The sequence below is a fragment of the Maribellus sp. YY47 genome, assembly GCF_023111095.1.
In the GTDB taxonomy this organism is placed as follows: Bacteria; Bacteroidota; Bacteroidia; order Bacteroidales; family Prolixibacteraceae; genus Draconibacterium.
Genome location: NZ_JALGYW010000017.1, coordinates 78184 through 91211 on the forward strand (window position 1 = coordinate 78184; position 13028 = coordinate 91211).

At 43.6% G+C, this 13028-nt stretch carries 8 protein-coding genes and 1 tRNA gene; 5 read left to right on the forward strand and 4 right to left on the reverse strand.

What is annotated here, in order from left to right:
* Window position 1: 1 nt before the first annotated feature.
* The 4 genes from MR764_RS14645 to MR764_RS14660 all read right to left on the reverse strand — a co-directional run bounded on the left by MR764_RS14645 (window position 2) and on the right by MR764_RS14660 (window position 6865).
* Window positions 2–2977, reverse strand: a complete 2976-nt coding sequence (locus MR764_RS14645) for a TonB-dependent receptor (protein WP_247980185.1) — start codon at window positions 2975–2977, stop codon at window positions 2–4.
* Between the two features lie 430 nt (window positions 2978–3407).
* A complete protein-coding gene (locus MR764_RS14650) occupies window positions 3408–5048 on the reverse strand; it encodes a DUF6377 domain-containing protein (RefSeq protein ID WP_247980186.1) in 1641 nt (546 codons plus the stop codon).
* Window positions 5049–5273: 225 nt separating this feature from the next.
* A tRNA-Leu gene (locus tag MR764_RS14655) sits at window positions 5274–5357 on the reverse strand.
* A 59-nt stretch (window positions 5358–5416) separates the two neighbouring features.
* The gene (locus MR764_RS14660; RefSeq protein ID WP_247980187.1) at window positions 5417–6865 is read right to left on the reverse strand and encodes an MFS transporter; all 1449 of its coding nucleotides are present in this window, start codon (window positions 6863–6865) and stop codon (window positions 5417–5419) included.
* Window positions 6866–6913: 48 nt separating this feature from the next.
* On the opposite strand from MR764_RS14660, the gene MR764_RS14665 reads away from it, so the two are divergent.
* From MR764_RS14665 to MR764_RS14685, 5 genes are all read left to right on the forward strand, one after another.
* Window positions 6914–7507 (forward strand): RNA polymerase sigma-70 factor, encoded by a 594-nt coding sequence (locus tag MR764_RS14665; RefSeq protein ID WP_247980188.1) that lies wholly within the window; start codon window positions 6914–6916, stop codon window positions 7505–7507.
* A 48-nt stretch (window positions 7508–7555) separates the two neighbouring features.
* Window positions 7556–8602: a FecR domain-containing protein gene (locus tag MR764_RS14670; RefSeq protein ID WP_247980189.1), complete on the forward strand. Its 1047-nt coding sequence runs from the start codon at window positions 7556–7558 to the stop codon at window positions 8600–8602.
* A gap of 12 nt (window positions 8603–8614) precedes the next feature.
* Window positions 8615–10180 carry an aspartyl protease family protein gene (locus MR764_RS14675; protein WP_247980190.1) on the forward strand — a complete coding sequence of 522 codons (1566 nt, stop codon included), beginning with the start codon at window positions 8615–8617 and terminating at the stop codon, window positions 10178–10180.
* Window positions 10181–10183: 3 nt separating this feature from the next.
* The gene (locus MR764_RS14680; protein ID WP_247980191.1) at window positions 10184–11698 is read left to right on the forward strand and encodes a carboxypeptidase-like regulatory domain-containing protein; all 1515 of its coding nucleotides are present in this window, start codon (window positions 10184–10186) and stop codon (window positions 11696–11698) included.
* Window positions 11699–11834: 136 nt separating this feature from the next.
* Complete coding sequence (locus MR764_RS14685; protein WP_247980192.1) at window positions 11835–13001, forward strand: Gfo/Idh/MocA family oxidoreductase; 1167 nt, start codon at window positions 11835–11837, stop codon at window positions 12999–13001.
* Window positions 13002–13028 lie beyond the last annotated feature (27 nt).

Below are 13028 nucleotides of genomic sequence, written 5' to 3' on the forward strand. Positions count from 1 at the left end.
TTTAAAATTCAACATTCACCCCAAAAACAAACGATTTACTGTGTGGGTATGTACCCCAGTCGATTCCCTGAACAGCGCCACTGTTTCCCCATTGGTTTACTTCGGGGTCCATTCCGCTGTACTTGGTAAGCGTTAGCAAATTACTTGCTGTTGCATAAGGTTGCAAACGCGAAACACCCAAACGGTTTAGGATACCGCCGTGGAAATTGTAAGACAGGGTCACGTCTTTTACGCGGAGGTAACTGCCATCTTCCACAAAATAGCTCGATGGTTGCATGTTAAATCCGGCTTTTGGGACATCGGTAATTTGTCCGGGAGTACGCCAGCGTTCCAAAACCTCCACCGATTGGTTTTTCAGGTCGTACATTCCCATGATATCACCTTTTGAGGCATTAAAAATATCGTTTCCAACGGATCCCTGCATGAAAACACTCAGGTTGAATCCTTTGTACGAGAAAGTATTGGTAAATCCAAAGGTGAATAGCGGGTTTGGATCGCCGATATAGGTTTTATCTGAGGCAGTAATCTTTCCGTCTTCGTTGATGTCGCGGTACATTAATTCTCCGGTTTCTGAGTCAACGCCATCGCTGATGTAACCGTAAAATCCCCCAAGTGCACGTCCGGGTTCGTTGCGGACAACACGTGTTTGATGGAAAGCATCTGTAGTTTCAGCATCGTAATAGATCTGCTGCAGTTCGAGGCTTTTTAATTTGTTTTTGTTAAACGAAATGTTGAAATCGGTATTCCAGCTAAAAGCTCCGGTAAAGTTTCTGGAACTTGCCGAGAATTCAAACCCGCGGTTCTGCATCTCGCCTTCGTTTCTTACAATGTCGCTTGCTGCTGCAGCTCCTTCGGGCAACGAAACATACATCAACATGTCGGTGGTATGCTTCGAGTAATAGTCCATTGCTACGGTCAGCCTGTCTTGGAACAATGTGGCATCTAACCCGATGTTCATCTGCGAAGTGGTTTCCCAGGTAAGATCTGATGTTCGAAGGTTTGCTTGTGATATAAGTGGAAGTGCGTTGTCCTTTCCCGTTACGAACCAGGCCTGGCGGGTAATGCTGTAACGTTGCAGATAAGCATAGTCACCAACACCCGACTGGTTACCGGTTTGTCCCCAGCCTCCGCGGATTTTTAAATCACCGATCCAGTTCAGGTCTTTCATGAATTCTTCTGACGACAAACGCCATGCACCTGAAAACGACGGGAATGTTCCCCAGCGATAATCGGGATGCAGTTTGGATGAACCGTCTTCGCGGATGTTGAAGGTAAACAGATACTTGCTTTCGTAGTTGTATGAAACGCGTCCGAAGAACGACATGATTCCCCAATCCGAAGCATTTGATCCGGTGTTGTTCCATGCAATTTTGTTCGCCGCATTCAGTGTCTGAATGTTGCTATCTCTGAAATGCGTTCCGTTAATGTAACTTTGAGACCATTGTGAATCGGTCCAGGAAGTACCGGCCATGGCTTCAAAATTGTGTTTTTCAGCAAAAGTCTTTTTGTAGGTCATCACGTTGTCAAACACCAGCAGAGTGTTGGTGCTTCTTGTATCCCATGCGCTTCCCCAATCGTCACGGTCGGCACCATGAACCGGAGGAGTAAAACCAGTTACTTTGCCATTTCTGCGGTCGAGCGTAAACGATGATTTCAAATTGAGTTCGGGAAGGAAAGTAATCGTTGTACTTCCCGATGCGATCAAACGGTTCTCGTTATTCTTGTTGTTTTTTCCGTTTTCGATCGATTCAATCGGGTTGGTTATGTTTTGTCCGAAGAAGGTGCGGTTATACAATCCTGTTTCCGGATCGATAATGCTTGACGCGGTTGGCAGGTTAACTACGGAAAGCACCACACCACCACGGTTGGATCCTGCTCCGGTAGTAACACCGTTACTTGTATTGTCGGAATACGACAGGTTCAGTCCAAAATTCAGCCAACTGCGCACCTGGCTTTCAATATTGCTGCGCATGTTATACCTGCGGAAAAATGCCGAACTAAGTACGCCCTTTTCGTTTAGATAACCACCGGAAACGAAGTAACGTGTTTTTTCGTTTCCATCCGAAATCTGTAGCTGGTAGTTTTGAGTAATTCCTGTGCCGTAAACTTCGTCAAACCAGTTGGTTTGATCGGTTGTTCCTTCAGGGATGGCGCCCGGACGAATTTCGTCCATCAGTGTTTTATACTGGGCTGCATTCAACGATTCAATCTGATTGGCAACCCGGCTGACTCCGTATTGAACATTGGCAGAAATTTTTGCCTCGCCACTGGCCTGTTTGGTTGTGATGAGAATAACACCATTGGCCGCCCGCGAACCGTAAATGGCTGCTGAAGAAGCATCTTTCAGAATCTGCATGCTGGCAATATCCTGGGGCGAAAGAAAGTTCAGGTTATCCACCGGAACTCCGTCGACCACATACAGCGGACTGTTGCTTCCGTTAAATGAAGTCGTACCGCGCACCCTGATTACCATCTCTCCACCGGGCGCCCCGCTGGGCGAGTACACGTTTACACCGGCTGCCTTTCCCTGAATGGCCTGTGCTGCCGAAATAATCGGGCGTTCATTAATGTCTTTTGTTGAAACCGTAGAAACTGCAGTGGTTACGTCTTTCCGGGCTACGGTACCATAGCCAATTACTACCACTTCATCAATCTCCTGCAGATCTTCCTTTAATGAAATATTTATCTCATTACGACTGCCCACAGTAACTTCCTGTGAAATGTATCCGATGTAGGAAAACATCAGAACGGCATCGCTGCCGGGTACACTGATCTGGTAATTGCCGTACGGGTCGGTCATTACTCCCTGTAATGTTCCCTTTACCACGATATTTACACCGGGTAACGGTTCGCCCTTTACGTCGCTTACCACACCTCTAACAGTTATCGGATTTTGAGCCTGAACGGATAAACTCAAGCCAAGAACCAAAAGCAAATAAATAAGAGGAATTTTTACTTTTAAGAAATTTGTTCCCATAGATAAGTCATTTAATTAGTATCAGCTTAATCATTAAGCAATAATTTATTTTGTTTCCCAAAGGGAATAGCCTTTGCAAATGCGACTAAAAACAACCTTCGATATATTAAATACCGAACGGTTTTTCTGGTGAATTAGCCTGTCTGTTTTTTCCGATCAAATATATTTAATGGGTAAACTGCTAAAAAAATGAGGGTAATTAAAGTGGATGCTGTTGCTGTCAGATTTTGGATAATCGGCAGGCATGCAGGTGATTATTGGATATTGTGATGATGGAAAAAGTGGATGCAAAGGGATTGGATGGAACAAATTTTTGCGTTTTGATTAGCAGAATTTCTGGGCTTTATCTTCCGAAATCTGATGGAATTGTGGTTATTTCATGAAGTTGTCGATGGTGACAGGTTCAATTGAAATTAGGATGCCAGGTGTTTTACCGAATCTGAATGAGTAAATCCTCGAATTCGTCTCTCGAAACAGCCCGGCTTTTTATTTTAGCGCGATAGTTGTAAATGGTGTTTACCGAATAGCGTAGAAATTCAGCAATTTGAGAGCTGTTGCTGATTCCCAGTCGAATTAAAGCCAAAATCCTCAATTCGACATTCAACAGTTCATCCTCCTTCAACTCCATTTTCTCGTCATCAGCGAGTAGTTCGTTTACCTTTTCTACAAAATGAGGAAAAATACGCAGAAAGGCTTTATCGAAATTTCGGTACAACTCTTCAAACTCAGCTTCCATCATTTCCTGCGAACGGGTGATCGTAACTAATTCGGAAATATGACCTGTTGTTAGTTTTTTGTTCACCATCCGACGGAATCCATCCATCTTATCGATGTAGGTAGAGCAAAGTTTTATAAAATGACCAACGTATACTTCTTTAATGTGATCCGACTCGGAAAGATCCCTGTTAACGACCTGCAACTGCTGATTTACCTGCTGTAATTCAGTATTCAGCTTTTTCAAACTCGTATTGGCTTCCTGTAAATATTTTCTTGTTTCCGACAAACGCCTCATCTGGGCGTAGATAAAGAATAAAGCGATCGCCAGCAATATTCCCAGTGTACTGGTAAGAAACAGATAGTTTTTTAACTGCTTGTTTTTCTTTTCAATGGTAGCCTGGTAAGTCAGGTCTATTAGCGACAGTATTCCTGCACTTTGCAAACTTCGGAGACGTGCATTGTAAAATACAGTTTCGCTCCACGAAAAGCGAATGTAATTGTAAGCCCGTTCCATATCGTTCTCTTTGTAAAGTATTTCGGCCAGCATCCAGAGAGAGGCGTGATCTTTTGTTGCCGACAATATATCGGAAAGGGCTGACAATGCCAGATAATACTTTTCGTTATCCACATCTTTCAACTTTCGGTAGGTCAACGAACGGGTGTAAGCTGTTATGGCAAATTCGCGTGTTCCCAAAGAATATTTCGCCAGAATAGTATCGTTTACCTTTAGCGACTCCTCCAGTTTTCCTGAATTTCGAAGGTTGTCTTCTTCTACCGTATAATACAATTTATCGGCAGGAGTAAGCTCAAGGTTTAACGAATCAGCATACTTCGACGATATTTTCCAGTACTTCTCGGCTCCTGCCTTATCTTGTGTATAAAAAGCCAGTTCAGAATAAACATGCTTGTAGGTATTGTAGTATTCCTCCAGTAAATGTTCGGGAACCTTTTCCCGGTTTATGGAAATAATCAAATCCACGGCCTCCAGGTACATTCCTGTTGATGCCATGAGATCGGCGAGCTGAAGCTCACTCTCGTATTGAAGTTCAGTGTTTTTCAGGAGCTTTGCAATTTCAATATTTCTGTTTTTGTAATAAATCGCTGAATCACAAATGTAGGGGCGGTATTCATTATAGAGTTCAGCATTAATTTTGTATTCCTCGATCGAATTTCTTTCGACAGTTTTCAATTTTTCTTTGAAAGCCTGAATACGTTCCTCTTTTTGCGAAGTATAGACAAGATGATTTTCGATAGCTGCATCGAGCCGTATCATAAGCGAGTCGAGCGAATGCTGTCCGAAAGCAACACCCGGCGCAAAAAATACTAAACAAAATAATATTCTAACTGAATGCATAATTTTAGGCTTACCCTCACCGGAGGAGTGCAAAATAAGCATTTTTTATCGTCTGCCCAATGTGGAAAATCATTTTCAGGAAGGGCTTAGGAGCGTGGTCAGAAGTAAAGCCTCGCGATGTTTTTGATTTGATCCCAAAAAAGTTACTGAATTTCATTCGTTGTAATAAACCTAATGAAAGAATAAATAAAAAAGCCGATTCAGTTTCTGAATCGGCTTTGCTTGTACCCGAGGCGGGAATCGAACCCGCACTCCGTTGCCAGAACTGGATTTTGAATCCAGCGCGTCTACCTATTCCGCCACCCGGGCTTTTCCTTTAACGGAAATTGGTGCGCAAAACTAACTATTTCGTTCGAATTACCAAAATATTAATGAGCAATTTGTTTTGGTCGGTCAATTCTTTTTACCACCTGCCCGTAAATAATCAGCGCAATGGCCGAAATCATTGCAATTCCTACAAAGTAATACCAGATATAATGGGCATTTTGAGCTGCTACTGCCCATTCTTCGTGCGAACCGAACAATCGCGGATCGGGACAATACCGGTCGAGCAGCACCCCCGACATTAAAAAGCCTAAAATGGAAGAGAGAAATGAATGCAGGTGACTGAATCCGAGGTAAAGTCCTTCCTCTCCTTTGGGAGCCTGTAACGAAAAGTATTCAAGGAAGCGCGGAGAAATAAAGGTTTCGGCAAACCCCTGAAAAGCGATCCCAATAACCATCATAAATGCTACCGGATGCATTCCCATAATTTCGTTGGGGAACAGGTTTCCTGAAGCCATAAAGAGCGCTGATACAGGCATGATGAACATACCCACTGTCATACTGAACAGAGCTGATCGCCTACGCATAAAGTGGGTAATCAGCCCAACGGTGGTAAATACAATCAGCGGGTTAATGTTGGCGTACCATTCGGGCGAAGCGCCTTCTCCGGCAAGCCGAAGAACGTATTTGGGCATGGTCGCATACATCTGGTGTTGTACCATCCAGAAACCGGTGATAATCAGAATGAGGAAAATTAATCTCGCATTTGTGAGAACGCGTAAGAAGCCCTTCCAAAGTTCAGCAATTGATTTTCCTTCTCCTTCATGCTTTTTACTGGTAAAGAGGAAAAAAACGACCAGGAGTCCGATCAAAGTCATGGCAGCCGAGAAGTAACCAATCCAAATCAATCCTTCATTACCCCAGGCTTCGCGCAGGGGTTTAACAATGGTTTTTCCGGAGAAGGCTCCGATATTTACCATTGCATAGAATATACTGTATCCCCTGGCGCGGTTTTCTTTTGTGGTTTCTTTGGCAACCGTTCCGGTAATTACCGATTTAATAAAAGATCCTCCCAGGATGATGAGTACCATGGCCGGTACTACTGCATAGCGGTAGGACGATGTTTCCAGTCCTTTAAAGACGGTGGTGTCGCCATATTCTGCCAGGCCCGCTGATTCAAACAAGCTGGGAAGGGCCCCCATTCCTGCATATCCGAGCGTAAGCAGCCCAAAAGCCAGCATCAACGACTTGCGAAATCCGATTTTATCGGCATAAGCGCCTGCAAAAGTTGGCAGAAAATATAATAATGCAGAGAAGGTACCTGCAATTGCTCCGGCTTCAATGTCGTTAAAACCGATGATGCGTGATAAATATAAAGTGATAGCTATAAACAAGCCATAGTAGGCAGCCCGTTCAAACAATTCTACCGTGTTGGCTACCCAAAATGCCCGTGGAAATTTCCAGGTTTCTTTTTTCTCCATTTCTGATTTTAAATATTTGAGCCACAAAAATAACAGACTCTCCGGTTTGGCAAAATCTACGTTTTTTAACATAAACAGAATCCTTTTCCGGGGTAATTCTTTTTTCTAACTTAGCTTCAAGTGATTGAACCGAAAGAAATGAACCTGAACGAAGAAAAAATACTGGTGGATAAAATCAGAGCTGGCAACGAGTTGGCTTTTGAAAAACTATTCCGCCAATACTACCGGCCCCTATGCGTTTTTGCCACCCGAATTTTGCAAGATTATGAAATGGCTGAAGAAGTTGTTCAGGATTTTTTCGTGAAACTTTGGGAAAGAAAGGAAGGATTTATTGTTGACACTTCTGTTAAAAATTACCTGTTTCGGTCGGTCAAAAATCTTTCCATTAATGTAATTAAGCACGAGCAAATTAAACTGAAGCATGCGCAACAGTCTATCGCTGAAGCCGAAGCGAATGATTACAAAGATCATTTCCTGGAAGTAGACCTGGAGCTCGCCATCGAAAAAAGTATTAACGAACTGCCCGAGAAACGTCGCGAGATATTTCGTCTAAGCCGTGAAGAAAGCTTGAAATACCGCGAAATTGCTGAACGATTGAATATATCGATAAAAACGGTGGAAGTTCAAATGGGATTGGCTATCAAAATATTACGCGAAAAATTGAAACGATATAACACCTTCTTATTCTTTTTTGTGCCTTTTTATAGAAAATAGGTTAGGGGTAAAATCATTGTGCATTGTCATTTAAATGTAATGAGTAAAATGGAGAACATCGAGAATCAGGCCCGTGAGCTAATGGCCAAGCAGTTGGTTGGAGAAGCAAGCGACCGGGAAAAAGCGGAGTTGGAAGCCTGGCTGGAACAAGCTGAAGAAAACCGGGCTGAGTGGGAGGAGAGCAGGAAGATGCTCTCGAAAGTTGACTCATATTACCAGGAAAAGCGTTTTGATACAAATGCTGCCTGGAAAAACGTTCATGCACAATTTGTCCCGACAAAAAAAGGCACAGTGGTATCGCTTCAGAAAAAAAGAAAGGAGGGAATTGCAACATTTTACAAATATGCTGCGATACTGGTGGTGGCTCTTTTACTGGGATCAGTTGGATATTACATTGGTTTCAGAAACCAGATTCCGGCTGTTTACAGCGAGGTAATTTCGGGGGAAAACCAGGTTTTGCAACAGTATGTTTTACCCGATGGTTCTGTAATTGCTCTGAACAGCAATTCGAAACTTACGTTTCCTAAAAAATTTAAAGGCGACGTTCGTGAAGTAAGCATCGAAGGAGAAGCATTTTTTGATGTAAAACCCAATCCCGAAAAGCCTTTTGTAATTAATGCCGGCGAAACTCAGGTGAAAGTTTTAGGTACCTCTTTCAACGTGAGTGCGTATCCGGGAGATGAAACCGTGGAAGTAATTGTCGAAACCGGCAAAGTGCAGGTGATCGGCAAAAGCACTGAAAAGCAAACAGAAACGGCAGAAGTGTTTTTGATTCCGGGAGAGAAAGGAACTTTTTTCACCCAAAACAAAACACTGGAGAAATCGGTCAATGCCGATCCCAATTTCCTGTCGTGGAAGACACATGATCTCATTTTTAACAAGGTTCCGTTAAGCGAAGTAATCCGTTGTTTGGAGAAAACTTACCACATAACGGTCGACGTTGCTGAGCCTGAGTTAAATGATTTGTTGTACGAAGGTCATTTCGACCGGAAACCCGCTGATTTTGTTTTGGATGTTATACGGCTCACATTCAATCTCGAACTCACCGGCGAAAACGAACATTACACACTTTCGGGCCGTAAAAACGACCAGTAAAACGTATGAGCTATGAAAACAATGTTGAATAAAATAAAAATCTTCATCCTCCTGATCGGGATGGCAGTGATGGTTATGCCCGGTCAGTTAAATGCACAGGAAGAGAAAAGTCAGGCACTCGACCAGAACATCTCTATTTTTGCCGAGGATGAACCGCTTTCCAGCGTCATTGAAAAGATCTGTAAGTACTTGAATATCGATTATTCGTATAATGCTGATTTGGTAGAGGGTAAAAAGATCAGCCTGAACATTTCCAATAAGCCGATCAAATATGTGCTGGATAAACTGATGAACGATTTCTATCTCTTATTTGAGATCGAAGATAACCTGTTGGTAGTGCGCGATTATGTTCCGCTCGATAAGAGTATCGATTTTGAGAATAACGCGCAGCAGTTTTACTCCAGCAACCGTGGTTTCTTATTCGATGACCCACGCGATAAGCGTGTCAGCATCAAATTTAAGTCGGCCAGTAACCTTATTATTATCCCGGTAAATATTAACGATTCGGATACCCTGAACTTTATTCTGGATACCGGGGTTCGTTTTCCCATTATTACCGAGCTTCCGTTTGTGAATAAGCTGAACCTGAACTACATGATGCCGGTAAAAGTGAAAGGCCTTGGCGATGGCGAAGGTTTAACAGCTTATCGTTCGGGAGGAAATACGATGCACATTGAGGGGCTTACCGCCAGGAACCAGGAAGTGCAGATGGTGATTGATGAGGACTTTCAGATTTCACACATTTTGGGAATCCCGGTTCATGGAATGATCGGTTTCAACCTTTTTAAAGATTATGTGGTGGAAATCGACTACGCAGCCGAGAGACTGATGCTTTATAAACCGGAGTACTACAAATACCGCGATCGCAAAAGTGATATTATTATGCCTTTGCATTTCGACGGTAACAAACCTTTTGTTCGTACCACTATTGTTACAGATGAAATGAAGGATGTTCCGGTGAAATTGTTGGTAGACACGGGCGCCAGCGATGCGCTTTGGCTTTCTGAAATGTCGGATGAACGTATTAAACTGCCGCAAAAACACGTTGAAACTTTCCTTGGAAGAGGATTGAGCGGAGATGTTTACGGCACAAAAGGCAGGATAGATGCCATTTGGGTGGGCCCGCTTTTGATGTCGCATCCGATTGTTGCTTTTCCTGACTCGGAATTGATGGAACGCCTGATTACGGCAAACGATCGCAACGGAACCATTGGTGCCGAAATTTTGAGACGGTTCGATGTTACCATCGATTATCGCAACAGCAGGCTTACTTTGCGCCCAACATCCCGGGTAAAAGAAGATTTCAATTATAACATGAGTGGCATGGAAGTGATTAATCCGATGCCCGGTTTGCCGATTTTTACGATTACCGATATTCGGAAGGATTCGCCGGCTTATAATGCCGGGTTGCAAAAAGACGATCAGATTCTGTCGATCAACAATAGCAGTCACCGGTCGATGGAACTTAACGATATTAACTTACTGCTTCAAAGCAAGGAAAACAAGAAGATTCGCGTCAAAGTATTGCGAAATGGGGAGGAAGTTAAAACTTCATTTGAGCTGAAAAGGATGTTTTAATAGATGCACCCGCAAAAAAAAATAGTCATATCAATTGCCATCCTGTTGTTTGCTTTTCTAGCGAAGGGCCAGCAGCAGGATGGTTCTGTATTGGAGCGGCGAGTTACGCTTCGTGTTGAAAATCAGGCGATCGATAATATTTTGGCGCAAATCAGCTGGCAGGCCGGTGTTTATTTTTCGTATGATGCTGTGGCGGTAAAGGCTGATCAAAAATGTTCGGTGGAGGCTGAAAACAAATCGCTGTATACGGTGCTGCACCAATTGTTTGATTCGGACAAATACAACCTGATTGAGCGCGAAAATCAGATCATTATTTCGCTAAGGCCCGAAATGTTGCCGGTCGACGAAATCCGCGCCGACAGTATTCCTGTTAAATATTTTTTTCTGAGTGGAAAACTGGTGGAAGACCGCAAGGCGAAACCGGTTCCTTACGCATCTGTATCTGTGCTGAATCAGCCCATCGGTACGATCTCCAATTTGGATGGTGAATTCTTGCTGAAACTTCATCCCAAAAATATTAATGATACGGTGGTGATCTCGAGTATGGGTTATGCACAAATTTTGCTGCCTGCCTGCAAATTGCTCGACGAGGATTTGTTTATTCTGAAACCCATATCCATCCGTATAAAAGAAGTGACGGTTACTGCAATCTCGGCGCAAAAATTGCTGGAGAATATCCGTCTTAACCTGGAGCGGAACTACACGGCTCACCCACGTTTGATGACGGCCTTTTACCGGGAAACTGTGGAACAGGACGACGCTTATATTAATGTGTCGGAGGCGGTGCTCGAAATCCTGAAGTCGCCTTATGCCAATACTGTTCGAACCGATTTGGTTCGGTTGGTAAAAGGCCGAAAAAGTCCGGATGTGCAGCCTTTTCGCTGGCTGAATTTTAAGCTCCAGGGAGGTCCGTTTACAATCGTCCAACTTGATGTCGTGAAAACCATGGAGAGCTTTATCAGTGAAGAATTTCAGGGGAACTACAAATACGAGGTTTCAAGGGTGGTCTGGTACCACGAACAACCGGTTTATGTGTTGACATTTACTCCGGTGTCGGAAAATGTTTTTCCGGGTTACATGGGTGAATTGTATGTGCATCGCGAAAGTTTTGCGATTGTGCACGCCAGCTTTCGTTTTAATAAAAGCAGTTTAAAAGAAGCTACTTCGACCATGATCCGCAAAAAGCCGCCAAAAGTAATAGCGCGTCCCACTTACGTTCAATACAACGTGAATTACCAGCAATATCAGGGGAAATGGCATTTGTCGACCGCTCAGGCTTCCGTGAAATTTAAAGTCAAAAGTAAACGTGATCGGTTAAACAGCGAATTTCACAGCGTTTCCGATTTGCTCATAACCAACATTCAGCCCACCGAATTAAAGCGTTTCCCCAGCGACGAGCGGTTTAACCGCGACGATGTTTTTGTGGAACGGTTGGGACAGTTTGATGAAAAATACTGGGAAAATTACAACATCATTAAGCCCGACGAAGATCTGCGTAACGCATTTAAAGAGAAGTAAGTACTTCTGTTTTTCGAGTCTTCGGGATATCTTTATCGCTTTATTCAAGCAAACTGCTTTCTGTCAAAATTGCTTCCGATAAAAAGAGTTATTACATTTAACAACTGATTTCTGAATCAACTTAAACTATCACTAAATGAATAGAAAACTTCGAATGGGAATGGTCGGTGGAGGTACCGACGCATTTATTGGTGCAGTTCACCGGCTGGCTGCTTTTATGGATAATCAAATCGAACTGGTTTGTGGCTGTTTTAGTGTAAATCCTGAAGTTTCAAAGTCTTCAGGGAAACTTTATTTTCTTCAGGAAGATAGGGTATATACTTCTTATCAGGAAATGTTTGAGAAAGAGTCGCAACTGCCGGAAGGCGAAAGAATGGATTTTGTTACGATTGTAACGCCAAACTTTGTGCATTTTGCTCCGGCAATGATGGCCCTGGATCATGGATTTCACGTTGTTCTGGATAAACCCATGACGTTTACGCTTGAAGAAGCTTTTCAGCTAAAGGACAAACTGGACGAAACGGGGTTGACCTTTGCATTGACGCATACCTATTCGGGATATCCGGCAGTGAAGCACGCCAAAAAAATGATCGCTGACGGAAAATTGGGTAAAATCAGGAAAGTATTTGTGGAATACCCGCAGGGCTGGCTGGCTTCAAAAGTGGAAGATGCCGGAAATGTGCAGGCATCGTGGCGAACCGACCCAAAACGCTCTGGGAAAGCCGGCTGTATGGGAGATATTGGTACGCACGCGCATCATTTGGCGGAATATATGACGGGTTTGAAAGTCACCGAAATGTGTGCCGAATTGAATGTTTTTGTTCCCAATCGTTTGCTCGACGATGATGGAGCCGTTCTGCTTCGGTTCGAAAACGGAGCAAAAGGCGTTTTGATGGCCACTCAGATTGCGGTGGGCGAGGAGAATGCCATTCGGATTCGGATCTATGGCGACAAAGGAGGTGTCGACTGGGAGCAGATGGAACCTAATACTTTAAGGGTGAAGTGGCTGGGCGAACCCATGCAGGTTTTGCGTGTGGGAACAAGCCTCGACAGTGCGATTGCGGCTCATAACACGCGCGTTCCGGGAGGTCATCCGGAGGGTTATTTAGAAGCTTTTGCCAATATTTACCGGAATTTTGCCTTAACCGTTCGTGCCAAAGCAAACGGAGAAGAACCAAGTCCTGAGATGCTCGATTTTCCGGGAGTGGAAGATGGAATTCGCGGGATGCAGTTTATTGAAACCGCAGTTAGCGCGGGTTACAACGATGAGGTGAAATGGGTGCCTTTCGGAAAAACAATTTAAGTATTCAAACCTGATAAACGAATAATC